Origin of the sequence: Streptomyces sp. NPDC056738 (assembly GCF_042790435.1) — a bacterium.
GTDB lineage: Bacteria > Actinomycetota > Actinomycetes > Streptomycetales > Streptomycetaceae > Streptomyces.
On sequence record NZ_JBHTZF010000009.1, the window covers coordinates 148,803 to 173,266 of the forward strand.

The window sequence follows — 24,464 nt, forward strand, 5'->3', positions numbered from 1 at the left end:
TCACGGCGGCGCGACCGTGGTGTCATGGTCACCGCAGCCCAGCCCCTGTCCGCCCATCAGGCGGGAACCGTCCCCGGCACGAAGACCCCCCGTGTCCCGGGAAACCGCGTCGTCGCCTCGGTCCGGCATCTCGGCCCGAACTGGTACGCCTCCGTGATGGGTACCGCGATCGTGGCCACGGCCGGGGCCGGGCTCCCCGTGCATGTACCGGGCCTGCGCACCGCCTGCGCCGCCGTGTGGGCGCTCTCGCTCGCCCTGCTGCTCTCGCTGCTCACCGCCCGCGCCCTGCACTGGACGTACCACCGCGACCAGGCCCGCGCCCACCTCCTCGACCCCGCCATGGCCCCCTTCTACGGCTGCCTGTCGATGGCCCTGCTCGCCGTGGGCGGCGGGACCCTCCTGGTGGGCCGGGACTGGATCGGGACACCGGCGGCCGTCGCGGTGGACTCCGTCCTGTTCACCGCCGGGACGCTGATCGGACTGACCGCCGCCGTGGCCGTCCCGTACCTCATGGTCGTACGGCATCGCATCGAGCCCGGCCAGGCCTCCCCCGTGTGGCTGCTGCCGATCGTCGCCCCGATGGTGTCGGCCGCGCTCGGCCCCCTGCTCGTCCCGCACCTGCCGGCCGGACAGCCCCGGGAGACGCTGCTCCTCGCCTGTGTCGCGATGTTCGGGATCAGCCTGGTGGCCACCTTCGTGATGCTGCCGATGGTCTTCGCGCGGCTCGTCACCTCGGGTCCGCTGCCGCTCGCGCTCACCCCGACGCTGTTCCTCGTGCTCGGCCCGCTGGGCCAGTCGACGACCGCGGTGGGCAAGTTCGCGGACGCCGCCCCCGGTGTCGTGCCGGCCCCCTACGACCAGGGCTTCGCCCTCCTCGCCGTGCTCTACGGCGTCCCCGTACTGGGCTTCGCCCTGCTGTGGCTCGCGCTGGCCGCCGCGATGGTCGTACGGGCCCGCCGTCAGGGCATGGGTTTCGCGATGACCTGGTGGGCCTTCACCTTCCCGGTGGGCACCTGCGTCACCGGCGCCGAGGGCCTGGCCCACCACACCGGCCTGACCGCCTTCACGATCCTGGCCGTCGCCCTGTACGCCCTGCTCCTGACCGCCTGGACGGTGGCAACGGCCCGAACAGCCCACGGCCTGCTCACAGGAAAGCTGCTGACGGCGCCTCGGTGAAGCAGGCGGGCGGCCCAGGGCCGGCAAAGCGTTTCAGCCGGACCCTCCGAAGCCCGGCGCCACGCGGGTCTGCCGGCGAAAATGCGGGAACCGCTCGGCCTTCGGGTCCAACATGTCGATCAGGTCGATGAGCTTCTGCTGGAGTTCGGCGAGCCGGGGCACAGCAAGCGCGGTGTCCCCGGCAAGCCGGTCGACGTCCTCAAGGAGCGGCGCGAACCACCGGCGGAACACGTCGTCTCCATCAAGCTTTTCGCAGAATTCCGCGTAACCCAGGCACCTGCGACGGCCGGGCTCCCCCTCCGGATGCACCATCAGTTCCCCGATGGCCCGTTGCTCGGCGCGCCAAAGACGCAACACGTCGTCAGCGGACGAAGTGCGGTTGAGCACTGTGCCGATGGACGAGATGACGGTCACGGCACTCTGGTTCGCCCGTGACCGACCGAGGTCGAGGAACTGGATGTCCCGCCGCAGGATCTCCACCCATCCCAAGTACTCGGCGAGCACGAACACCGTGCTGCGCCGCACGTACTCCCGCTGCTCCGGTGTGCCTTGCAGGTGGAAGGAGCTCAGAAAGCCGAGGTAAGGCCCTGGCGAGGAATCAGTCTGATGGCCGTGCAGGATGTTGTACAACCTGGACTGCAGGTCATACGCGGCCCAGGCCAGCGAAGCCCCGTAGGAGTCCATGAGGTTCCGCTGCTCCACCAGACGCAGGCGCCGCTGCGTCCAGTAGCCGAGCGCCGCCGTCGCGGCAGTGCCGACGAGCGCCACGAACGCGGACACCAACGTCAGCACATCCACTGCCGCCCCCAGAGTTCCTGCAGCCCATCAACTACTGGCGTTCGCAGGCATGTTGGAATGATGACCGCCGAACGTACCCTGCCCCCCTCCCCGCCCACCAGAAACCCGACGGAGAGTGCGCGGACTCGTGGGGACATCGCCACGAACCGGTCCGCGGGCCGAGTCGTCCGCGCGGAAGAGGCCCACTCTGTCCAGAAGGGCACCATCGCCGGCCAAGCCCCGGGCCGACGGCAGCGGAGGAACCGCGAACCCAGCACTATCGGGGTTCGTCGAGGTGGATCGTCATCCTCACCGGTACCTCGTCGCCCGCCGAGAGGCCGCTCGGTTTGCGTACCGCCAGTTTGAGCGGCAGCAGATAGCCGCCGTCCCGGGGGAAGAGCGACGTCCGGAAGACGATCTCGGCGATCCGGGCCTCGACCGGGATCACGCCCCAGCCGTAGGTGGCCATCGCGGCCACCTCGCGGATGTCGGCGCACTCCTCGTCCGGCACGCGGACGAAGTAGTACGGCGACGGTCCGCGCCATTCGATCACCGGGCCGGAAAAGTCGAACTCCATGCGGTCGGTCTCCTTCGATGGGGAGGGTCAAGGGGCGCGACGGGCCCGGCGGGGACGGCCGGTCGTCCTGTCCCTCGGCAAGATACGTAAACGGCGCCCGCCGAGACCGTCTCGGTGCGGCTAGCGGGGGACGCCCGCGTCGTCCAGGTATCCGTGCATGGCTTCCGGCGGAAGGCTCGGGTTGCCGAGGGCGCTGGAGGACGTCTCCGGATTCCCGCAGCTTTCCAGGATGAGGTCGACCAGCAGGGCGGGGTGCGCGGCCGCCATGGCACGTACGCGGCGGTCGGGGTCGGAGAGCAGCCTGACCACCGTGTCGGCGGGTGCTTCGCGGTCCAGGCCCACCAGCCGTCGCAGCTCCGGATCCGGATCGTCGGCGAAGCGTTCCGCGTTGCCGGAACGCGGGAAGTTCGGATGGCGCTGAAGAGCCCCCTTGGTGATGACCTTGCAGTCCAGATACGTCCGCAGGACGACCTCGCCGTCGACGGTCGGCTGGTTCTCGCACAGGAGAAGTCGTACGGCGTAGTCCTCGTCCTTCGCGAGCAGGTCGACGGCGTCGGCGGGCAGGTGCGGGCTGTAGGCCGCGCTGCGCCGCAGCAGGATGTTGGCGGACCTGGCGCACCGGCGCAGGACGTCGGGATCGGCGCAGAGGCAGACCCAGTCGACGGGTTCGAGCCGATCGGACGGTCTGATGGTGACATCGACGGCGGAGCGTTCGGCCTCCGTCAGCTCGGGGCGCACCGACACCGCCAGCCGGACTCCGTGCGAGGCGTCGTCCGCCAGCGGCCGGACGATGTCGATCGGAACACCGAGGTTGGTTGCCAGCTCCCGCCGGTCCTGCTCCTCGGCGCTCGCCGCGAGCCGTTCGGCGGTCGACGTGCTCATGGCTCCGCGCCGGATCACCTGCCACCGGTCGACGCCGCCGATGCCCGCGTCGAGCAGAAGGTCCGTGCAGGCCGCGTCATCGCGGCAGGCCTCCATCATGGCCGCTCGGCGGACCTCGTCGGCGGCGTCGTGCAGCAGACGGCCTCGGGTGTCCTCGGACAACAGGGTCCACTGGCGGCAGGCCGCCCGCCGGAACTCCGCGTCCTCGTGGTCGGCCAGCCCGGCGACCAGGCTCGGGGCGGTGTCACGGCAGAAGGCCGCGCTTCGGCGGACTCCTGGATCCGGATCGGCGAGGAGTCGCCGCTGGGCGGTCAGCGGCAGGGGTGGCGTGGGGACGCGGAACCACTGGGGTCCGAGGGCCAGGCCGAGACGGACGCGCGGATCGGGATCGTCCACCAGCCTGGCCCGTTGTTCCGCCGCCACCGAGACGTTCTCCGTCAGGGCGCTCCGCACCCTGCGGTCGGGATGCGCGACGACGGCGTCGACCACCTCGTCCGGCAGCGCGCGCCAGGCGACCGTGTTCCAGACCGCGGCGGCCTCCTCTCCCAGCAGCCTCGTCAGGACGTCGGCCGGCGCCGCGGGATTGCGGGCGATCGCGGCGAGGGTCTCACGGTGACCGCGCTCTCCGGACATGGCGGGGACCTCCTTGTACGCCGGCGACCGTCGCGGGCCCGCAGAGTCTGCACATGCCACGTATACGAGGTCAACGTCGTTGATCACACTCCGCCGCGCAGCGACAGAACAAACGAAGGGCCCTCGGCAGAACGGCGAGAAGCCTTCGCAGACCGACGAGAGGTCTTCGGCACAACGGCGAGAGGCCTTCGGCGCAACTGCCTCTCGTGGCCGCCCCGATCCTCGGGCGGGGCGCTCCGACTCCCGCGCCTGCTGCACGACGACCCGGCCCGTGTCGAGCCCAAGGAAGCATGCTGGAGCACACAGTTGGGCAGTGTGACGTGTCACAGACAGCGCGGTGCCCCTGTGGGAACTTCAAGTGCCCGTCGTGGCAACCGAGTTGCCGATGAGCCGAGAGTGGGGTCCGGTCGGGCGGCCCGCACGTGGAGAGGATCGAATGCGCTCTTTGGAAGCCCTGACGCTCGATCAGGTGGTCGACACGAACCGCTATCCCCTGTCGGAACTCGCGGGCGACCGGGGGCAGGCCGTGGTCTCCCGTGCCCGGCGTGAACTGTCGACGCTCGGCTGCACCGTACTGCCGGACTTCATCCGCCCCTCGCTGCGCGACGTGCTGCGCCAAGAATGCTCGGCCATCGCTCCCCGGGCGTACCACGACGTCGAGACGGTGAACGTCTACAACATCGCGGTGGACGCGGCGCTGCCGGAGGACCATCCGGGCCGGAGAACCTTCGAGCGGGGCAACGCGTTCGTCGCGCGGGACCGCATCCCCGCGGACTCGCTCATCAGCCGCCTCTACTCCGACACGGTGTTCCGGGACTTCGTCGCCCGCTGCTTCGAACTGCCCGAGCTGCACGAGCTGGCGGACCCGCTCTCCGGGCTGGTCCTCAACGTCGTCGCGCCGGGCATGGAACACCCCTGGCACTTCGACACCAACGAGTTCACCGTGAGCATGCTGACCCAACAGGCCGAGTCCGGCGGCGTCTTCGAGTACTGCCCGAACATCAGAACCGCACAGGACGAGAATTTCGCCGACGTCCGGGACGTCGTGGACGGCCGGGGCGAGCGGCTGACACGGCGCCTGCCCCTGCAACCGGGCGACCTGCAACTGTTCAAAGGGCGCTACTCGCTGCACCGCGTGAGCCCGGTGCGCGGCGAGACCGCCCGGCACTCCGCGATCTTCGCCTACAGCGAGCGCCCCGGCGTCATCGGGAGCGTGGAGCGGACCCGGCAGCTCTTCGGCCGGGTGCTGCCCGAGCACCTGGAGGCCGAGGGCCGGGCGGTCCGCGGCGACCGGCTCCTGGACTAGTGCCGCGACGGGCGGACGCCGCCCGCCGCCGGACCCGCGGACGGCCGGAACGCGTAGTCGCCATAGGCCGTTTCCCCTGCGCAGACCCACGGAGGAGTAAGCCCTGTGCGTTTCGACGTGACCGGAAAAGTCACACTCGACCACATCTACGACCAGCCCGATCCGCGAACCTACTTCAGGGTGCTGCGCCCGCTCGACTACGGCGTGCCGCAGCAGGCCAAGCCCTGGTTCACCAAAATCATCACGGAGTACCGGGAGTCCCGGCACGTCGCGGTGCCGCAGGTGCTGGACATCGGCTGCTCGTACGGGATCAACGCCGCCCTGCTCAAGTACGACGCGACCATGGACGAGCTGTACGCGCGCTACGGCGACGAACGGCGTGCGGAGGAGAGCCGCGAGGCGCTGCTGGCCCGCGACCGCGAGATGGCCCGCTCGCGCCAGCCCCCGCAGGCCATCCGCTTCGTCGGCCTCGACACCTCCGGCAGCGCGCTGTCGTACGCGCACGAGGCCGGGTTCCTCGACGACGTGGTGCACGCCGACCTGGAGGAGCGCGAGCCCACAGAGCGACAGCGAGCCCAGCTCTCGGGTACGGACCTGGTGATCTCGACGGGCTGCGTCGGCTACGTCACCGAGCGGACCCTCACACGAGTCGTCCGGGCCCAGGGCACCCGCCGGCCCTGGATGGCGCACTTCGTGCTGCGGATGTTCCCCTTCGACCCCGTCGAACGCGCGCTGGAGGACCTGGGCTACCGCACCGTCCGCGTCGACGAGGTGTTCAGACAGCGGCGGTTCGCCTCCCCTCAGGAGCAGACACGCGTGCTCGACGGCATGTCCGCCGCGGGGGTGGATCCACGGGGCCTGGAGGCGGAAGGCTGGCTCTACGCACAGCTCTATCTTTCCCGGCCGTACGGCGTCACAGGTACCGACGATTCGAATCGAGAACAGAGTTGAAGACCAGTCAGGACGGGTCGCGGAACGCGACCTTCGCCCAGGAGGACAGCCTCCCGCGCGTACCACTGCCCACGCTGGAGGCGAGCTGCGAGAGGTTCCTCGCCTGGTGCGCACCGCTGCTGACCGCCGACGAGCGCTCGGCGACCGAGGCGGAGGTCGCCGCCTTCCTCCGCCCCGGCGGCCCCGGCCGGGTGCTGCACGCCGCGCTGGAGGAGTACGACGCCACGGAGGGCGTGCAGAGCTGGCTCGACGTCTTCTGGCCCTACCGATACCTCGGCCGCAGGGACCGGATCGCGCTCAACGCCAACTTCTTCTTCCTGTTCCGGGACTCCGGCCAGGCCCAGGTGGAGCGGGCGGCCGGGCTCGTCGCCGGGGCGCTCGACTACAAGCGGCAGCTCGATCAGGGGCTGATCGCACCGGTCGTGCAGCGTGGCGCGCCTCAGTCGATGGTGCAGAACAGGTTCCTGTTCTCCACCACGCGCATCCCCGGCGCGCAGCAGGACACCGTCCGCGCCCCCTACACCGACGAGTGGCCCGGCCCGTCCGGGGCCCGGCACGTCGTGGTGTTCTTCCGCGGCGGCATGTTCCGGCTGGACGTGCTGGGTCCGGACGGTGTCCCGCACAGCCTGGAGGACCTCGAGGCGGGGCTGCGCGCCGTGATGAAGGCCGAACCGGCCGGCGCGGACACCTCGGTGGGCCACCTCACCACCATGGCCCGCGCGGAGTGGGCGGCCGCCCGGGAGTCCCTCCTCGCCTGCCACCCCCGCAACGCCGCCGCCCTCGAAGACGTCGAGACGGCCCTGTTCTGCCTCGCTCTGGAGGACTTCGCCCCCGCGGACACGCAGGACGCCTGCGACCAGTTGCTGTACGGCGACCGCGGCAACCGCTGGTTCGACAAGGCCGTGACCTTCGTCGTCTTCGCCGACGGCCGGGCGGGCATCAACGTCGAGCACTGCGAGCTGGACGGGACGACGATCCTCACGTTCACCGACGCCCTGCTCGACACCCCCGCCGAGGAGCAGTCCCGGCGGTCCGGCGCCCGCTCCCAGGGGCTTCCGGCGCTGGAACCGATCGTGTTCGAACTGGACGACGCGCTGCGGGACCGGGCGCGCTGGGCCGCCGAGGCGTTCGCGGCGTACGGGGAGAACACGGCGACGAGCACGTTGTCGTTCGAGGACTTCGGCAGCGGCGCGGCCAAGGCCCTGGGGGTCTCGCCGGACGCGTTCGTCCAGGCCGCCTACCAGCTCGCCCACCAGCGCGCCAAAGGGCACCTGGGCGCCACGTACGAGTCGATCGCCACTCGGCAGTACCGGCACGGGCGGACCGAGGCGATGCGCGTGGTCACCCCCGAGATGACGGCCTTCGTGGCGGCGATGGAGGATCCGGCGGCGGACGCGGACACCCGGCGCACCGCGTTCCGGGCGGCCACGCAGGCCCATGTGGCGCGCGCGAAGGCGTGCCAGGCCGGGGAGGCGCCGGAGCAGCACCTGTGGGAGCTGGAGCTGATCCAGCGCCGGCGGGGGGCCGAGCTCGGAGTGACCGAGCAGCCCGCGCTGTACCGGACGCCGGGCTGGTCGGTCATGCGGGACGACTACCTGAGCACCAGCTCGGCGCCGTCCGTCAACATCCAGTACTTCGGCTTCGGTTCGACCAGCAGCCAGTGCATCGGCGTCGCCTATGTCCTGCTCCCCGACCGCTTCAACCTCTACCTGAGCACGCCGCTGGCGGTCGCCGCGCAGATGCGCACGTTCGCCGACCGGCTGCGCGAGGCGATGGACGAGCTCCGGGAGCTGCTGGCCTCCGAGCGGCCCGGGGCCTGATCGGACCCCGCCGCCGGACCGGAACTCCCCGCAGGGAACGAGGGTCCGGCGGCCCGTTCGGCTCTGGTGGCCCGTTCGGCTCCGGTGGCGCCCCTTCGGCTCCGGTGGCCGGGCCTGGCCCGGGCCGCCCCGGAGCCGGGGGCCCGGATCAGCGGTCGGCGGGCCGCAGCGCCGCGCCGAGGAGGGCCGGTGCCTCGGCCAGCGACGGGCCGTACCAGGTCAGCAGGCGGCCGTCGACGAGGGCGCAGGGCAGGCCGGGGAAGGCTTCCGGGCCGTCGTCGGCGGTGAAGCGGTACGGCTCGTCGGGCAGGACCACGAGGTCGGCGCCCGACGCGGTCAGTTCGGTGAGGGGGACGCGGGGGTAGCGCTCGGCGTGATCGGCGTACGCGTTGTCGACGCCCAGCCTGGCCAGGACGTCTCCGGCGAAGGTGTCCCGGCCCAGCACCATCCAGGGCCGGCGCCAGATCGGCACGACGGCGGTCCTGCGGGGGGCCGCCGGAGCGGTCGGCCCGGCCCAGGCGGCCTCCGCGGCGTCCAGCCAGCGCGGGCGGCCGTTCGCGCCGCAGGCGGCGAGCACCCGGTCCAGTTCGCGAAGAGCGCCCGGCACGTCCCTCACCTCGGTGACCAGTACCTCGATCCCCGCCTCCCGCAGGGCGGCCAGATCGGGCTCCCGGTTCTCCTCCTCGTTGGCGACCACCAGATCGGGCGCGAGCCGTACGACGGCGTCGACGTCGGGGTTCTTGGTGCCCCCGATCCGGGTGACGTCCAGGTCCGCCGGATGACTGCACCAGTCGGTGGCGCCGACCAGGACGCCGGGCACGGACACGGCCACGGCCTCGGTCAGCGAGGGCACGAGGGACACCACCCGCATACCGGTCCGCCTCTCCCGCGCCGCCCTGTCTCCCGTCTCCCGTCATCCTCTCGCGCGCCGCTCTCACCCGCCCGGCGGGGTTCCCCGTCGCCCGAGCCGGGGCCCGAGCCGGGGCCGCTCAGCGCTTGCCGAAGGAGTGCGGGTCCTCCACCGCGTCGATGTGGTCGGCGACCTCGACGACGACGACCCGGGTGTCCGGCACGGTGGCGCGCCAGCGGTGCCGCACACCGCCCGTCAGATAGAGCGTGTCTCCCCGGCCCAGCCGGTGCGCCCGTCCCTCCGCCTCGACCTCGACACCGCCGTCGGCGACGTACATCAACTTGTCGTTGCGGTGCTGGAGTTCGCGGGCCTCCTCGTGGTCGCCGGTGAACTCGGTGGCGTGGAGCTGGTGGTGACCGCGCACCAGGGGGCGGGCGTGGGCCCCGGGTGTGAACTCGGCCCCGTCGTCGGCGCGTACGACGTCGACACTGCACGCCGGGTCGGCGGCGGCGAGCAGATCGGCGGCCGTGGTGCCGAGGGCGTCGGCGACCCGCTCCAGGGAGCTTCGGCTGGGCCGCGCCCGCTCGTTCTCCACCTGGCTGAGAAAGGGCACCGACAGGCCGCTGCGTTCGGACACGGCGGCGAGCGTGAGCCGCAGAGCCCGGCGTCGTCGCCGTACGGCCGCGCCCACCCGAAGGGGCTGTTCTTTGTGGTCGCCCATCGCTCCGGCTCCCTCCCTCGCGTCGTCGGTCCGCGAACCGTGCGGATTTCCGGCCCGCCGCTTCTGTTGAGTTGTTTGCACCCTACGCATGTTCGGCAAACCGTTTCATGGACCCGTCACATCGCTGTCACTTCGAGGGAGTGTGAGGGTTACAGTTCGCGCCACCGCGCGAGCCCTCGCGCGCCCGGCGCCGCCACCCCCTCGTACGCGGCATAAGGGCCGATCACGGGGGCGGGACACCCCGCCAGGGCCCTTCGACGGCCGGAGCGGATCCCGAAGTCCGTTGCGTCGAGGCGCAGTTGGTGGTGCGGCTCGGTCCGGGACGCGCGCCGCGTGACGGTTGGCCGGATCTCTGTCGTACGCCAGTACGCGACCCCCGGCGCCGTCGCCCGCGCGTGCGGACGGGCGTGCGGACCGGCGTGCGGACCGGCGGCCGGGTGGGCGGGGAGGAGCCCGCGAGCGCGGAACGCGACGAGGGGTGGTCCTCGTCGCACGGGTCAAGAGACCCTGACGACGAGGACCACCCCTCGGAGTGAACCGCTCGGCGTGCCCCGGCGTGACGGCTCGGCCACGCCCGCGGGCACCGCTCGTCCGCTACCGCGGAGTCATGCGTTCCACGATGCCCGGGTGCTCGTCGAGCCACGCGGTGACGGCTTCGTCCTCGTGCCCCTGGCCGCGCTGCTTGATCTCGCTCTCCAGGCTGCCGAGTTCGGCCTCGCTCATCTTGAAGTGCTTGATCCACCCGGCCAGCTTCGGGTACCGGCTCGGGAAGTCCTCCGAGGCGATGGTCCGGATCGTGTTGCCCTCGCCGAACAGCTTCTTGTCGTCCGTGAGCTTGGTGAGCTCGTACTGGCTGTACGCCCAGTGCGGCGACCACAGCACGACCGCGACCGGCTTCTTCTCGGCGTAGGCGCGCTTCAGCTCGGCCAGCATCGCGGGCGTGGAGCCGTCGACGACCTCGTACTCCTTGTCCAGGCCGTAACCCGGGAGCACCTTCTTCTTGAGGAGGTTCATCTCACCGGTGCCCGGCTCGATACCGATGATCTTTCCGCCGAAGGTCTTGGACTTGCCCTTGAGGTCGGCGAGGGAGCGGACGTCCTTCACGTACGAGGGGACCGCGATCTCCAGGGAGGTCGGTTCGTACCAGGTGCCCAGGTCCTTCAGGTGGTCCTTGTGCGCCTCCCAGTAGTTGGACTGGGCGTAGGGCAGCCAGGCGTCGAAGTTGAGGTCGAGGTCGCCGGAGGCCAGGCCGGTGTAGACGGGGCCGACGTCCATCTGCTTGAGGTCGATCGTGTAGCCGCGCCGGGCGAGCACGTTCTTCCACAGATAGGTGATGGCGACGTCCTCGTCCCAGGGGAACCAGGCGACGTCCAGCGGACGCTTCGCCTCGGCGGGGGCGGCGGCGGCCTTCTTGACGGGGGCCAGTTCGCCGACGACCGACGGGTTCTTCTTCAGCCAGGCGCGCACGGCGTCCTGCTGCTTGCCCTTGCCGACCTTGTTGATCTCGGCTTCGAGGCCGGTGAGCTGCTTCTCGGTCAGCTTGAAGTCCTTCAGCCACTTCCCGACGACCGGGTCGTCCTGCGCGAAGCCCTTGCGGGCCAGCGTGTGCACGCCGTCGCCCTTGCCCCAGGCGCCCTTGGGGTCCTTCAGCTTCTTCAGCTTGTAGTCGCTGTAGGCCCAGTGCGGCGACCAGAGCGTGGCGACGATCGGCTTCTTCGCGGCGTACGCGCGCTTCAGCTCGGCCAGCATCGCGGGCGTGGAGCTGTCGACGACCTTGTACTCCTTGTCGAGCCCGTACGCCTTGAGCACCTTGCTCTTGAGCAGGCCCATCATTCCGGCGCTGGACTCGATGCCGGTGATCTTCCCGTCGAAGGTGCCGGCCTTGCCCTTGAGGTCCTCCAGGGAGTCGATGCCCTTCATGTAGGCGGGCACCGACAGCTCCAGGGACGTCGGGCCGTACCAGGAGCCCAGGTCGTCGAGCTGCTTGCCGTACTTCTTCCAGTACTGCGCGTGCGTGGTCGGCAGCCAGGAGTCGGTCTCGAAGTCCACGTCGCCCTGCGCGAGCGAGGTGTACAGCGGGCCGGCGTCGAACTGCTTGACGTCGACCTGGTAGCCGCGCTCCTCCAGGATCTCCTTCCAGAGGAAGGTGGAGGCGACGCCCTCGTCCCAGGGGATGTAGCCGATGGTGACCTTCTTGCCCTGGCCGACGTTCTCGCCGTCGGCGGCGGTGGCCTCCGTGCCCCCACCGCCGAGGACGCCCATCCCGGCCGCGACGAGCGCGAGCACGACGACGCCCGCCATGGCCACGACGGGACGGGGGCGGTAGGACCAGATCCGCAGGCCCCGCGCGGCGCGCGCCTTGGCCGCGGCGCGCCGCCCGAGCGGGGAGACCTGGGTGCCGAGCGCGCCGGTCATGCGGTCGAGGTAGATGGCGAGGATGACGATCGCGACGCCCGCCTCGGAGCCGAGGCCGACGTTCAACTGGCCGATGGCCTCGTTGACGTCGCCGCCGAGGCCGCCGGTGCCGACCATGCCCGCGATGGCGGCCATGGACAGGCCCAGCATGATGACCTGGTTGACGCCCGCCATGACGGTGGGCAGGGCCAGCGGGAGCTGGATGCGCAGCAGGGTGGCGCGCGGGGTGGTGCCGAACGCGTCGGCGGCCTCGACCAGTTCCTTGTCGACCTGCCGGATGCCCAGTTCGGTCATACGGACGCCGGGGGCCAGCGCGAAGATCAGGGTGGCGACGATGCCGGCGGAGGCGCCGGTTCCGAAGAACAGGATGGCCGGGATGAGGTAGATCATCGCGGGCAGCGTCTGCATGAAGTCGAGGACCGGCCGGACGACGGCGCTGACCCGGTCGGACCTGGCCGCCCAGATGCCCACGGGCACGGAGACCACGAGCGCGATGAGGGTCGCGACGAGGACCAGGGACAGGGTCACCATCGCGTCCTCCCACAGTTCGAGGGAGTCGATGAAGGCGAATCCGGCGAAGGTGAGCAGACCGGCCGAAGTGCCGCGCAGCCAGAAGGCGATGACGGCGAAGATGCCGGCGAGGAGCAGCGGCTGGGGTGCCTGAAGGACGGCGTCGATGGCGTCGTAGGTGCCCGTGAAGACGGTCTTGAGGAAGTCGAAGAGCCACGCCATGTGGTTCAGCAGCCAGTCGACCGCGTCGTTGACCCAGTCGCCGAAGGGGATCCTAGGCATGGGCCTTCACCCCCTTGCCGTGTCCGCTGTCCTGTCCACCGGGACACGTCCCGGGGCCGCCCTGCTCGTCGCCGAGGAAGCCGACGAGCCGGCGCCGCGGGACGACGCCGACGAGGGTGTGCTTCTTGTCGACGACGGCGACCGGGTGCGGGAGACGGGCGCTCAGCGCGCAGAGGTCCACGAACGGGGTGTCGGGCGTGGCGGTCTCGCAGGCGCAGTCGGCCTCGTCGCCGCGCAGGTCCGTGTCCATGACGGCGGCCGCGGTCAGCACCCGGGAACGGTCGACGTCCTGGGTGAAGGAGGCGACGTAGTCGTCGGCGGGCCGGACGAGGATGTCCTCGGCGGTGCCCTCCTGGACGATGCGGCCGTCGCGCATGACGGCGATGCGGTCGCCGAGGCGCATCGCCTCGTTGAGGTCGTGCGTGATGAAGACGATGGTCTTCTCGAGCTTCTTCTGGAGTTCGAGGAGCTGGTCCTGCATGTCACGGCGGATCAGCGGGTCCAGCGCGCTGAACGACTCGTCCATGAGCAGGAGATCGGCGTCGGTGGCGAGCGCGCGGGCGAGACCCACGCGCTGCTGCATGCCGCCGGAGAGTTCGTCGGGCCAGGACTTCTCCCAGCCGGCGAGTCCGGCCAGTTCCAGTGCCGCGGCCGCCCGTTCACGGCGTTCGGCGGCGGGTACGCCCTGGACCTCCAGGCCGTAGCCGGCGTTCTCCAGCACGCTGCGGTGCGGGAACAGCGCGAAGTGCTGGAAGACCATGCTGATCTTCCGGGAGCGGACCTCGCGCAGCTCGCGCGCGCTGAGCCCGGTGAGGTCCTGGCCGTCGAAGCGCACGTGCCCCGCGGTGGGCTCCAGCAGTCCGTTGAGCATGCGCAGCAGCGTGGACTTGCCGGATCCGGACAGGCCCATGACGACGAAGATCTGGCCGGGTTCCACCGTGAAGGAGGCGTCGATCACGGCGGCGGTGGTGCCGTCGGCGCGCAGCTCCTCACGGTCGGCCCCCTGGCGGAGTCGTTCCACCGCCGCTTCCGGTCGTCTTCCGAACACCTTGTAGAGATGGTCGGCTTCAAGCCTGGATGACACAGGTGCCTCTCGTCGGGGCAGGGGCGCACGCGGAAGGACGACGCGCGTGTTCCCGGCTGCCGAGGACGGTTGAATTCACAACCGCGTTCTTCAGAGGCGGCGCCTGCCCCCGCTTACACGGAGCAAACACGGGAGTGGTCCAGGTCACTGTCAGTGGCGTACGGCATGATGCGGAGCGTGACTCTGCAGACGCGACGACTGATGCTCCTCGACACCGCCTCGCTGTACTTCCGCGCCTATTTCGGCGTCCCGGAATCCGTGAAGGCCCCGGACGGCACCCCCGTGAACGCGGTGCGCGGACTGCTGGAGTTCATCGACCGCCTGGTCAAGGACCACCGTCCGGACGATCTGGTGGCCTGCATGGACGCGGACTGGCGTCCGCAGTGGCGGGTCGACCTGATCCCGTCGTACAAGGCGCACCGGGTCGCCGTGGAGACGGAGACCGGCCCGGACGAGGAGGAGGTGCCGGACACACTCTCCCCGCAGGTGCCGGTCATCGAGGAGGTCCTGGACGCGCTGGGCATCGCGCGCGTGGGCGTCGCCGGGTACGAGGCGGACGACGTGATCGGCACGTTCACCGGCCGCGCCGGCGGCCCGGTGGACATCGTCACCGGCGACCGCGACCTGTACCAGCTCGTGGACGACGCGCGGGGGGTGCGGGTGCTGTATCCCCTGAAGGGTGTCGGCACGCTCCAGCTCACCGACGAGGCGTGGCTGCGCGAGAAGTACGGGGTCGACGGTCCCGGGTACGCGGATCTGGCGCTGCTGCGCGGCGACCCGAGCGACGGGCTGCCCGGGGTGCCCGGCATCGGGGAGAAGACGGCCGCCAAGCTGCTCGCCGAGTTCGGGGACCTGGCCGGCATCATGGCGGCGGTCGACGACCCCAAGGCGAAGCTGACGCCGTCGCAGCGCAAGCGGCTCGACGAGTCGCGGCCGTACGTCGCGGTGGCGCCGACGGTCGTCAAGGTGGCCGGGGACGTGCCGCTGCCGGAGGTGGACACCGCGCTGCCGCACGCGCCGCGCGATCCCGCCGCGCTGGAGGAACTGGCGGCGCGCTGGGGTCTGGGGGGCTCGTTGCACCGCCTGCTCGTGACCCTGCAGGCTTAGCGGAACACTTTTGACCCGACGGATACCCCTTCGTGCATAGGTGTCACAGAGGAAGGAATGCTAACTTAGGTAAGCCTAACCATTCGAGCAGGAGGCAGTCATGGCAGAGCGCCCGGAACGCAAGCCCCGGAAGCCCCACTCCGCGAAGGTGCTGCGGACCGAGCGGCTGACGCCCCACATGCAGCGGGTGGTCCTCGGAGGCGACGCCCTGACGGACTTCGCCACGGGCGGCAGGACCGACCACTATGTGAAGCTGCTCTTCGGTCCCCCGGGGGTCACCTACCCCGAGCCCTTCGACCTGGACCGCGTCCGCGAGGAGTTCCCGCGCGAGCAGTGGCCGGTGACGCGGACGTACACCGTGCGCGCCTGGGACGCCGAGACGCGTGAACTGACCCTGGACTTCGTGGTGCACGGGGACGAGGGGCTCGCCGGCCCCTGGGCCCTTCGGGCACGGCCGGGCGACCTCGTCCGTTTCATGGGCCCCGGTGGCGCCTACGCGCCCGACACGACCGCCGACTGGCACCTGCTCGCCGGTGACGAGAGCGCGCTGCCCGCGATCGCCGCCGCGCTGGAGTCGCTGCCCGACGCCGCCACCGTCCGCGCGTTCGTCGAGGTCTCCGGGCCCGAGGAGGAGCAGAAGATCGACTCCGACGCGGAGATCGTCTGGCTGCACCGCGGCGACCGGCCCGTCGGCGCGGCCCTGGTGGAGGCCGTACGCGCCTTGGAGTTCCCGGAGGGCCGGGTGCACGCCTTCGTGCACGGCGAGGCCGGCTTCGTGAAGGAGCTGCGCGCGCTGCTGCGCGTCGAGCGCGCGATCCCGCGCGAGGACCTGTCCATCTCCGGCTACTGGCGCCTGGGCCACAACGAGGACGGCTGGCAGGCCGCGAAGCGTGAGTGGAACGCCCAGGTGGAGGCGGAGCAGGAGGCACCGGCCGCCTGACACCGGCCCTCCCACCCCGTACGCCTCAGGAGGCGGACCCGCAGGACGCGGGTCCGCCTCCTGGCGTATGCGGGGGTACGGCCACCGGCACGAGCGGCGGGGCCCGGAGACCCGGCGGCGGAGGCGTGAGGGATTGGGTCCGTCGTCGATACGGGCGCGTCACGCGGGGGAAACAGGGGCTCCCTAATTTCTGTCACCCGACAGGAATCCTGTTCGCCCTTCCCGCTCACCCTTCGCGCCGAAGGCAGGTGCCGCCGTGACCACCACAGCCCCCTCCGACGTACGGCCCGATCCGCCCGCTTCGCCCGACGACCGCTCCCTGACCGAGTTCGGCTACCGCCAGGAACTGCACCGCAGCCTCGGCCGGTACGCCTCGTTCGCCGCCGGGTTCTCCTTCATCTCCGTCCTCACCACGGTCTTCCAGTTCTTCGCCTTCGGATACTCCTTCGGCGGCCCGGTCTTCTTCTGGACCTGGCCGGCCGTGTTCGCCGGACAGCTCGCCGTCGCCGCCTGCTTCGCGGAACTCGCCGCGCGCTATCCGATCTCCGGCGCGATCTACCAGTGGTCCTCGCGTCTGTCGAACCCCTCCTTCGGCTGGTTCGCCGGCTGGATCATGGTGATCGGACAGATCGTCGTGGTCGCCGCGGCGGCGCTCGCGCTGCAGATGGTCCTGCCCGCGATCTGGCCGGGATTCCAGCTCATCGGCGACGACCCGGCCCCGACCAGCCCCGACGGCGCCGCCAACGCGGCCGTCCTGGGCGCCGTCCTGCTCGTCCTGACCACGTTGGTCAACGTCCTCGACAACCGGGTGATGTCCGCGGTCAACCGGATCGGCGTCACCGCCGAGATCATCGGCGCGGTCCTGATCATCGTGCTGCTGTTCACCCACTCCGAGCGCTCCCCCGGCATCACCTTCCACACCGGCAGCGGCGGCACCGGCCTGTTCGGGGCGCTGATGGTGGGCTCGTTCATGGCCGCGTACGTCATGATCGGCTTCGACAGCGCCGGAGAGATGAGCGAGGAGACCCACCACCCGAGGCGTACCGCCCCCCGAACGATCCTCACCGCGCTCGGCGCGGCCGGACTGCTCGGCGGGCTGATCGTGCTCGGCGGGCTGCTCGCCGCCCCGAGCCTGACCGACGGCCGGCTCGGCGTCGACGGACTGAGCTACGTCCTGACCAGCAGTCTCGGCGACGGGGTCGGCCGGGCGCTGCTCGCCGACGTCGTGGTGGCCATCGCGGTGGCGACCCTCGCCATCCAGACCGCGGCGGGCCGCATGCTCTTCTCGATGGCCCGCGACGGCCGCCTCCCCTTCTCCGCCCGGCTCGCGAAGGTCGACGCGCGCACCGGCATGCCGGTCGCGCCCGCCCTGGTCGTCGGCGTCCTCGCGACGGCCCTGCTGCTCCTGAACTTCGCCTCCCCGGACGCGTTCCTGGCGATCGGGACCACCTGCATCGTGATGCTGTACCTCGCCTACGCGATGGTCACCGGCCCTCTGCTGGTGCGCCGGCTGCGCGGGCGCTTCACGACGGAGGGCACCGACGAGACGGGCGCCCCGCTCTTCTCGCTGGGCCGCTGGGGCGTCCCCGTCAACGCGCTCGCCCTCGCCTACGGGCTCTTCATGGCGGTCAACCTGGCGTGGCCGCGGGCCGCGGTGTACGACCCGGCGGGCGGGCACTGGTACTTCCGCTGGTTCACCCTGCTGTTCCTCGGCGTGACGCTGGTGGTGGGCACCGCCTACCGGGCGTTCGAGGCGCGGTCGGCGAAGGCAGCGACGCCCGAGGCCGCCGAGGCCTCGTACGCTTGACCGGGTGAGACGCAAGCCCCGGATCCCGCCCGCTCCCCTCCCGCAGCGCCACGGGGTCGACCCCGTGCGGATCAGACTGCCGCGCGAGGGGAGCTGGGCCACGGCGCGGGCGTATCTGGTGGAACGGCTCGCGGCGGGCGACGGGGTCATCGACGCGATGATCGGCGAGGGGCTGATCGTCCTCGCGGACGGACGGCCGCTGACGGCCGAGGAGTCCTACGCCCCGGGGCTGTTCCTGTGGTTCCACCGAGAACTGCCGCACGAGGAGCGGGTGCCGTTCCCGCTCGACGTCGTGTACCGCGACGAGCACATCGTGGTCGCCGACAAACCGCACTTCCTGGCCACCACACCACGTGGCAGCCATGTCGCCGAGACCGCACTCGCCCGGCTGCGCCGGGAGCTGGAACTGCCGGAACTGGGCGCGGCGCACCGGCTCGACCGGCTGACCGCGGGGCTCGTGCTGTTCACCGTACGGCCCCAGGAGCGCGGCGCGTACCAGTCGCTGTTCCGCGACCGGCTGGTCGGCAAGGAGTACGAGGCCGTGGCGCCGTACGACTCCGCTCTGGGCCTGCCGCGCACGGTCAGCAGCCGCATCCTCAAGGAGCGCGGGGTGATGGCCGCCCAGGAGGTGGCGGGCGAGCCGAACGCGGTCACCGGGATCGACCTCGTCGAGCACCGCGACGGTCTCGGGCGGTACCGGCTGACCCCGCGCACCGGACAGACCCATCAGCTCCGGGTGCACATGAGCGCGTTGGGCGTACCGATCCTGGGCGACCCGCTGTACCCGGTGGTGACCGGGCCGGTGCCGGCCGGTGACTTCCGGCGTCCGCTGCAACTGCTGGCGCGGGCGCTGGAGTTCACCGATCCGGTCACCGGCCGGGCCCATCGGTTCGTCAGCGGGCGGACGCTGGAGGCGTGGACCGCGTACGACACCTGGTCGGGCCGGGACACCGGGGATCAGTAACCGCGCCACCAGCGCAGGAGCCGCTGCCAGGCGCCGGGCCGGGCGGCGGACGCGGGAGCGGACGGGGCCTGCTCGGGGGCCTTGGGCAGCGGTGCGGGCGCGACCGGCGCGGCGGCGTCCTCGGTGGTCACCTGCCAGGCGGCCCGCGGGGTGGGCAGGGCGCGCACGGACGGCCGCTGGGTGACCTCCTGTGTCGGCTTGGGCTCGAAGCGCACGGGCAGATCGACGAGGTGGCGCGAGGACATGGTGCTGCGCCAGCGCAGTTCACTCTCGTCGCAGTCGAGTTCGACGTCGGGCAGGCGCAACAGCAGGGCGTCGACGCCGACATCGGCGATGGCACGGCCGATGTCCTGTCCCGGGCACTCGTGCGGACCGCCGCCGAAGGCGAGGTGGGAGCGGTTGCCCTGCATGCTCGCGGCCAGGTCGGGACGGATGCGGGGGTCGACGTTGCCGGGCGCGATCCCGAAGAGCAGTCCGTCGCCCTTGCGGATGCGCTGGCCGCCCAGCTCGGTCTCCTGCTTGGCGAAGTAGCCGAGGACGGCGCTGAACGGCGGCTCGTTCCACAGGGACTGCTCGACCGCCTCGGGCACGGTCATCTGCCCGCCGTTGAGCTGGGCGCGGAAGCGCGGGTCGGTGAGCAGCATGCGCAGCACGTTGGCGATGAGGTTGGCGGTGGCCTCGTAGGCGGCGAGCAGGACGAGCCGCAGATGCTGGGCCACCTCGTCGTCGGTGAGCCGGGCCGGGTGGTTGATGAGATGGCTGGTGAAGTCGTCCTCGGGCTCGGCGCGGCGCCGCAGCGTGTGCTGGGTCAGCACGCCCATGACGTACTCGTTGCTGGCGATGGCGGTGTCGGTGCCCTTGAGCAGGTCACGGGTGGCGTGCACCATGCGGTCGTTGTAGTCCTCGGGCATGCCGATGATCTCGCAGAGCACGGACATCGGCAGATGCTCGGCGAACTGCCCGACCAGATCGGCCTTGCCGAGCGGGCAGAACGCGTTGACCAGGCGCTGGGTCGCGCGGTTGATGTAGCGGCGCAGGCTGCGGAAGTCGATGGTGGACATGGCGCCGGTGACGGCGCCGCGCAGTCGGAGGTGTTCGTCGCCCTCGGCGTGGGAGCAGATGGGCTGCCAGGCGATGTGGGGGGCGAGCGGGTGGTCCGCTCCCGCCGTGCCGTCCTGGACGGCGGTCCACAGCCGGCTGTCGCGGGCGTAGTGCGCGGGCGTGCTGACCATGTGCAGGTTCTCGGCATGGCCGAGGACCACCCAGATGGGTACGTCGTTGTGCAGCAACACGGGTGCGACGGCGCCGTGTTCGGCCCGCAGCTTCTCGTAGAGCGCGCCCAGGTCCTCCGCCTCGGGCCCGTACAGGCGGCGCAGTCCGCCCGGACCGACGCCGGGGCCCATCGCGTGGGCGGGGCAGCCGGGCGGGGGGCCGAACGCGGGTTCTTCCGTACCGGCCGGGGAATGGGATTCGGTCGTCACAATGATCGCTCCGAAGCTCAAGTACGTTCTGTGGATAGGCAGTTGACGTACGGATGCCGTTTCACCGTACGGCTTTCAGCGGCGCGCCGACGTCGTCGCGAGGGAATGCAGGAAGCGCATCAGGGTCATGAGGGTGTCCCGGCTGGACGCCCTGCGGCGGGCGTCGCAGCGCACGATCGGGATCTCCTCGGCGAGATCGAGCGCGGTCCGAAGGTCCTCGACCGGGTACCGGGGCGCGTCGGGGAAGTCGTTGACCGCGACGACGAACGGCACGCCGCGCTCCTCCAGGCGGCCGATGACGTCGAAGCTGACCTCCAGGCGGCGGGTGTCGATCAGGACGACCGCGCCGAGCGCCCCCTCGAACAGGCCGTTCCACAGGAACCAGAAGCGTTCCTGGCCCGGCGTGCCGAACAGGTAGAGCACGAGCTGGTCCGTGATCGAGATCCGGCCGAAGTCCATGGCCACGGTGGTGGCGGTCTTGGTCTCGGACCCGTAGTTGTCGTCGACGCCGATGCCGGCCTGCGTCATGGTCTCCTCGGTCGTCAGCGGCTTGATCTCGCTGACGGAGCCCACCATGGTCGTCTTGCCGACTCCGAAGCCGCCCACGATCACGATCTTCACCGCCGCCTGCGCCGTGTGCGGGAGGTGGTCCTCGGCGCGAGGGCCCGTGACGGTGTCAGAGCTTTTGAAGTCCATGCATCACCGCTTCGAGGAGGGAACGGTCGGGGAGCGCCTGACGGACGATCGGGGCGCGCGCCTGCACCAGTTCGGCCGCCAGCAGCTCGGTGAGCAGGACGGTCACCACGCTGAACGGCAGATTGAGATAGGCCGAGATCTCGGCCACGGACAGGGGGGTTCTGCACAGCCGCAGCAGCGCCGACTGCTCCGGCTGGGTCGCGGGCGGCGGGGTGACCGGACGGGCGACGACCAGCGTGACCAGGTCGACCTCGGCCCGGTCGCCGCCCTCACCGCCGCCGGTCAGGACGTACAGGCGTTCCGGAGCCTTCGGTTCGCCCTGGCCCTCCTCCCCCTCCCCCGCGGTGCCGTCCGGGCCCGTGAGGGGGGTGGGGGGCGCGGGGGGTTCGGGGGGCCGCTCCCTGGACTGGCGCCGTCGGCGTTGCGGAGGGCTCATACGGTCTGCCCGTTGCGGCGCGGCGGACTGGTGAGATGGGCGCCGATGCGGACGACGAGGTCGCGCATGCGGTTGCTCATCAGCCCGGGTTCCGCGGTCTGGTTGGCGAGGACGGCGAGGTAGGCGTTGGCTCCCGCCGACATCAGGTAGAAGTAGCCGCCGTTGATCTCGATGATGACCATCCGCATCCGGCCGTCGCTCTTGGGGATCTCGCTCGCGACGGCTCCCGCGAGGCTCTGCAGGCCCGCGCAGGCCGCGGCGACCCGGTCGGCCGCGTCCGGGTCGCCGCCGTAGCGGGCGATGCGCAGTCCGTCGGCGGAGAGCACCACGATCTGCTGGATGCCGGGCACCCCGTCGGCGAGTTCCTTGAGCATCCAGTCGAAGTTGGCTCGCTGCTGGATCACTTGAGGTCCCCCTCGTCGTCGGCCTGGGCCGGGCCCGGCCGGCTGTCCGTGCTGAATGCGGTCGGGTCCGGGTCACCCTTGAGCCCGTTCATGAACGCCTCGACCCACAGTCCCGGTTCGGGCTCCGTCTCCTGCGGCGCGGGGTCGGGCTGCCAGGAGGCGGCGGCCTCCGCGGCCTCCGCGGCCTCCTGTTCCGCGCGGGCCTCGGCGTACCGCTGGCTGAGCGGGACCTTCATGCGGCTGCGGCGCTGCGGCAGACCGTTCGGCGTCCACTCCGTGACGACCGGGACGTCGTCCTCGAGGGGGGCGCCGCTGGACGAGGGGATGCGGGGGCCGGTGGTCGGCTTGCGCTTCTTGGGTTTGCGCGCGGGGCCCTCGACGCCGCCGTTGTCGATGCCGGCCACGGAGCTGGCCCCGATGCCGTGCGCGAGTCCGGGGGCGAAGTCGGTGGTGAGCATGGCACGCGGTGCGACGAGGACGGCGCGGACACCGCCGTACGCGGACTGCCGCAGCGAGATCTGCATGTTGTACATCTGCGCGAGTCGTCCGACGACGGCCATCCCGAGCCGGGGCGCCTGCCCCATGGTGTTCGGGTCGACGCCCGCCGCGGCCAGCCGGAGCATCTCCTCGATCTTGCCGCGGGCCTCGTCGCTGAGGCTGACGCCGCCGTCCTCGATCTCGATGGCGATGCCGGTCTGCACCTCGATCGCGGTGACGTGCACCTTGGTGTGGGGCGGTGAGTACCGGGTGGCGTTGTCCAGGAGCTCGGCCAGGGCGTGGATGAGCGGTTCGACGGAGACGCCGTTGACGGCGATGTCGACGATGTTGTGCAGCTCGATGCGCCGGTACTCCAGGATGCGTGACATCGCGCCGCGCAGGACGCTGAACAGCGGTACGGGTTCGGGCCACTGGCGTCCGGGGCGGCCGCCGCCGAGCACGGCGATGGAGTCGGCGAGCCGGCCGATCAGCGCGGTGCCGTGGTCGATGCGCAGCAGGTCGTCGAAGACCTCTGGGTTGCGCCCGTGGTCCTCCTCCATCTCGCGGAGTTCGTTGTTCTGCTGGTGGACGATGGCCTGGACGCGCCGGGCGATGTTGACGAAGGAGCGCTGGGCCGCGTCGCGCATCGACTCCTCGGCGTCGATGACCTTGAGCAGCTTCTTCAGCAGGTCCTTCCGGGACGCGGGGATCTCGCCGAACTCCGGGTGGTCGCGGCCCAGGGTGCGCATGACCTCCGACGGGGAGATCCCTTCGTGCAGCCGGTCGATCGCGTACGGCAGGACTTCCCTGGTGAAGTGCACGATCTCCTGATCGTGCGCGGCGAGGCGCTGTTCCAGGGAGGCGGTGCGGCGCGCGAAGTCGGCCCGCAGTTCGCGGGTGACGCGGCCGCGGCGGACGGCTTCGCCGCCGATCGCGATGACCAGCAGCGTGGCGAAGCCGCCGCACAGGGCCACCGCGCCCCGGGCCGGCTCGGTCACGACGGCGACGGCGGCGCCGGTCGCCACCGCCATCAGCACGGCCGGCAGCAACAGCACGCGCGCGTAGGGAAGTTCACTGTCACCGGGAGGCGATTGAACACTCACCATGTATGCCCTCTGAGACAAGTCGGCTGGGGGTGGGGGAGGTTTGTGGGGGAATCGGCATAGATCGGCATGGGTCAAACCAGATCTTCGGAACTTTTGGGAACAAGCGCACGAATAAGCCTCAACTCGGTGCGCCGCGGGCGAGCTTAGTCCGACCGGATCAACGCTGTGTCATATTCAGCAAGCACCTGAAACCGCCCATAAGACTGGAGTACCCTCAGCCCCATTTACACGCTGTGCCCCCGTTCGCACACGCTGCGTGAGGACGCACGGGCATGCGAACGGTGTGGCCACGAGTGGGTGCGTGGGTGAGGCGGTGAGGCGGTGAGGCGGTGAGGGATCAGACCCCGGCGATGCGCAGCGCCGCGTCCGCCGTGGCCTCGGCGAAGGCGGACACCGGGCGCTGCGGATCGGAGCGGTGCACGAGGATGACGCCCTCGATCAGCCCGAACAGCAGATCCGTCCGCAGATCGAGCTCACTCTTGGCCAGCGCGCCTCCGGCCGCGGTGGCGGCGAGCAACTGGCGGTAGGTGTCCTTGAGTTCGGCCCGAACGGCGTGGAAGCCGGCGAAGCGTTCGGTGCGCACCTCGGGCAGCAGATAGAGGCCGCCGAGATTGTGCGGCCCCCCGCAGAGCACCTCCACGTCGGTACGGCACAGCTCCCACAGCCGGCCCTCCGCGGACGCCGTGTCGTCGGCGAGGAGTTCACGGGCGTACGCCAGGGAGGGGGTGACCGTGGACTCCAGGAGCTCGGCGAGCAACTCCTCCTTGCCGGTGACGTAGTGGTACATGGACGCCTGGCGCATGCCCGCCCGCTCGGCGACGGCCCGGGTGGTGGTGGCCGCGTATCCGCGCGTCGTGAACAACTCGGCGGCCGCGTCCAGCAGTTCGGCGCGCGGCGACAGCCCGCTGTCCGGCCGCTGCGCGGCCCGGGGCCTGCCGACCCTGCGTCCGCCACCCGTTCCCATGCGTTCGATCCTCGCACACCCGACGCGCCCCGGGCGGGGCGCCGCGAGGCGCACGGCGGACACCGGGCCGCGGCGCGCGCGGCCCCTCGGCGGCGGCG

The 24,464-nt window shown here is 71.2% G+C and carries 21 protein-coding genes; 8 read left to right on the forward strand and 13 right to left on the reverse strand.

The window, feature by feature from the left end:
• The first annotated feature begins 24 nt into the window (after positions 1 to 24).
• On the forward strand, positions 25 to 1,176 hold the full coding sequence (locus tag ACFRIC_RS24165; RefSeq protein WP_382789094.1) for a TDT family transporter: 1,152 nt from the start codon (positions 25 to 27) through the stop codon (positions 1,174 to 1,176).
• Between the two features lie 33 nt (positions 1,177 to 1,209).
• Here the strand turns inward: ACFRIC_RS24165 and ACFRIC_RS24170 are convergent, their stop codons facing one another.
• From ACFRIC_RS24170 to ACFRIC_RS24180, 3 genes are all read right to left on the reverse strand, one after another.
• On the reverse strand, positions 1,210 to 1,974 hold the full coding sequence (locus tag ACFRIC_RS24170; protein WP_382789097.1) for a hypothetical protein: 765 nt from the start codon (positions 1,972 to 1,974) through the stop codon (positions 1,210 to 1,212).
• A 256-nt stretch (positions 1,975 to 2,230) separates the two neighbouring features.
• Positions 2,231 to 2,530, reverse strand: a complete 300-nt coding sequence (locus tag ACFRIC_RS24175; protein WP_382789100.1) for a DUF1905 domain-containing protein — start codon at positions 2,528 to 2,530, stop codon at positions 2,231 to 2,233.
• A gap of 120 nt (positions 2,531 to 2,650) precedes the next feature.
• Positions 2,651 to 4,045 carry a hypothetical protein gene (locus tag ACFRIC_RS24180; protein WP_382789102.1) on the reverse strand — a complete coding sequence of 465 codons (1,395 nt, stop codon included), beginning with the start codon at positions 4,043 to 4,045 and terminating at the stop codon, positions 2,651 to 2,653.
• 436 nt (positions 4,046 to 4,481) lie between these two features.
• On the opposite strand from ACFRIC_RS24180, the gene ACFRIC_RS24185 reads away from it, so the two are divergent.
• The 3 genes from ACFRIC_RS24185 (at position 4,482) to ACFRIC_RS24195 (ending at position 8,122) form a co-directional block, all read left to right on the forward strand.
• Positions 4,482 to 5,351, forward strand: coding sequence for an arpA protein (locus ACFRIC_RS24185; protein ID WP_382789105.1), 870 nt, complete (start codon positions 4,482 to 4,484; stop codon positions 5,349 to 5,351).
• 105 nt (positions 5,352 to 5,456) lie between these two features.
• Positions 5,457 to 6,302: a class I SAM-dependent methyltransferase gene (locus tag ACFRIC_RS24190; protein ID WP_382789107.1), complete on the forward strand. Its 846-nt coding sequence runs from the start codon at positions 5,457 to 5,459 to the stop codon at positions 6,300 to 6,302.
• On the forward strand, positions 6,299 to 8,122 hold the full coding sequence (locus ACFRIC_RS24195) for a choline/carnitine O-acyltransferase (protein WP_382789109.1): 1,824 nt from the start codon (positions 6,299 to 6,301) through the stop codon (positions 8,120 to 8,122). Before ACFRIC_RS24190 ends, ACFRIC_RS24195 begins: the two co-directional genes overlap by 4 nt.
• Positions 8,123 to 8,270: 148 nt before the next feature.
• On the opposite strand, the gene ACFRIC_RS24200 is transcribed toward ACFRIC_RS24195, so the two are convergent.
• From ACFRIC_RS24200 to ACFRIC_RS24215, 4 genes are all read right to left on the reverse strand, one after another.
• On the reverse strand, positions 8,271 to 8,993 hold the full coding sequence (locus ACFRIC_RS24200; RefSeq protein ID WP_382789112.1) for a helical backbone metal receptor: 723 nt from the start codon (positions 8,991 to 8,993) through the stop codon (positions 8,271 to 8,273).
• Positions 8,994 to 9,111: 118 nt separating this feature from the next.
• The gene (locus tag ACFRIC_RS24205) at positions 9,112 to 9,693 is read right to left on the reverse strand and encodes a helix-turn-helix domain-containing protein (protein ID WP_382789114.1); all 582 of its coding nucleotides are present in this window, start codon (positions 9,691 to 9,693) and stop codon (positions 9,112 to 9,114) included.
• Positions 9,694 to 10,287: 594 nt separating this feature from the next.
• Entirely contained in the window at positions 10,288 to 12,900 is a 2,613-nt protein-coding gene (locus ACFRIC_RS24210) for an ABC transporter permease/substrate binding protein (protein WP_382789117.1), read from the reverse strand.
• Positions 12,893 to 13,984, reverse strand: a complete 1,092-nt coding sequence (locus ACFRIC_RS24215) for a glycine betaine/L-proline ABC transporter ATP-binding protein (RefSeq protein WP_382789120.1) — start codon at positions 13,982 to 13,984, stop codon at positions 12,893 to 12,895. The genes ACFRIC_RS24210 and ACFRIC_RS24215 overlap by 8 nt, the downstream gene beginning before the upstream one ends.
• Before the next feature lie 168 nt (positions 13,985 to 14,152).
• Between ACFRIC_RS24215 and ACFRIC_RS24220 the strand changes: the two genes are divergently transcribed.
• The 4 genes from ACFRIC_RS24220 to ACFRIC_RS24235 all read left to right on the forward strand — a co-directional run bounded on the left by ACFRIC_RS24220 (position 14,153) and on the right by ACFRIC_RS24235 (position 18,802).
• A complete protein-coding gene (locus ACFRIC_RS24220) occupies positions 14,153 to 15,091 on the forward strand; it encodes a 5'-3' exonuclease H3TH domain-containing protein (protein ID WP_382789612.1) in 939 nt (312 codons plus the stop codon).
• A gap of 100 nt (positions 15,092 to 15,191) precedes the next feature.
• On the forward strand, positions 15,192 to 16,031 hold the full coding sequence (locus ACFRIC_RS24225) for a siderophore-interacting protein (protein ID WP_382789123.1): 840 nt from the start codon (positions 15,192 to 15,194) through the stop codon (positions 16,029 to 16,031).
• 256 nt (positions 16,032 to 16,287) lie between these two features.
• Positions 16,288 to 17,838 (forward strand): amino acid permease, encoded by a 1,551-nt coding sequence (locus ACFRIC_RS24230; protein WP_382789125.1) that lies wholly within the window; start codon positions 16,288 to 16,290, stop codon positions 17,836 to 17,838.
• Positions 17,839 to 17,842: 4 nt separating this feature from the next.
• The gene (locus tag ACFRIC_RS24235) at positions 17,843 to 18,802 is read left to right on the forward strand and encodes an RluA family pseudouridine synthase (RefSeq protein WP_382789128.1); all 960 of its coding nucleotides are present in this window, start codon (positions 17,843 to 17,845) and stop codon (positions 18,800 to 18,802) included.
• On the opposite strand, the gene ACFRIC_RS24240 is transcribed toward ACFRIC_RS24235, so the two are convergent.
• The 6 genes from ACFRIC_RS24240 to ACFRIC_RS24265 form a co-directional block, all read right to left on the reverse strand.
• The gene (locus ACFRIC_RS24240) at positions 18,796 to 20,283 is read right to left on the reverse strand and encodes a cytochrome P450 (protein WP_382789131.1); all 1,488 of its coding nucleotides are present in this window, start codon (positions 20,281 to 20,283) and stop codon (positions 18,796 to 18,798) included. The two genes, ACFRIC_RS24235 and ACFRIC_RS24240, sit on opposite strands and share 7 nt — an antisense overlap.
• A 75-nt stretch (positions 20,284 to 20,358) precedes the next feature.
• Positions 20,359 to 20,979 (reverse strand): ATP/GTP-binding protein, encoded by a 621-nt coding sequence (locus ACFRIC_RS24245; RefSeq protein ID WP_382789134.1) that lies wholly within the window; start codon positions 20,977 to 20,979, stop codon positions 20,359 to 20,361.
• Positions 20,960 to 21,415, reverse strand: a complete 456-nt coding sequence (locus ACFRIC_RS24250) for a DUF742 domain-containing protein (RefSeq protein WP_382789137.1) — start codon at positions 21,413 to 21,415, stop codon at positions 20,960 to 20,962. Before ACFRIC_RS24250 ends, ACFRIC_RS24245 begins: the two co-directional genes overlap by 20 nt.
• Entirely contained in the window at positions 21,412 to 21,819 is a 408-nt protein-coding gene (locus tag ACFRIC_RS24255; RefSeq protein WP_382789139.1) for a roadblock/LC7 domain-containing protein, read from the reverse strand. Before ACFRIC_RS24255 ends, ACFRIC_RS24250 begins: the two co-directional genes overlap by 4 nt.
• Positions 21,816 to 23,402 carry a sensor histidine kinase gene (locus ACFRIC_RS24260; protein WP_382789142.1) on the reverse strand — a complete coding sequence of 529 codons (1,587 nt, stop codon included), beginning with the start codon at positions 23,400 to 23,402 and terminating at the stop codon, positions 21,816 to 21,818. The genes ACFRIC_RS24255 and ACFRIC_RS24260 overlap by 4 nt, the downstream gene beginning before the upstream one ends.
• 337 nt (positions 23,403 to 23,739) lie before the next feature.
• Positions 23,740 to 24,366, reverse strand: a complete 627-nt coding sequence (locus ACFRIC_RS24265) for a helix-turn-helix domain-containing protein (RefSeq protein WP_355770996.1) — start codon at positions 24,364 to 24,366, stop codon at positions 23,740 to 23,742.
• Between the last annotated feature and the right edge of the window lie 98 nt (positions 24,367 to 24,464).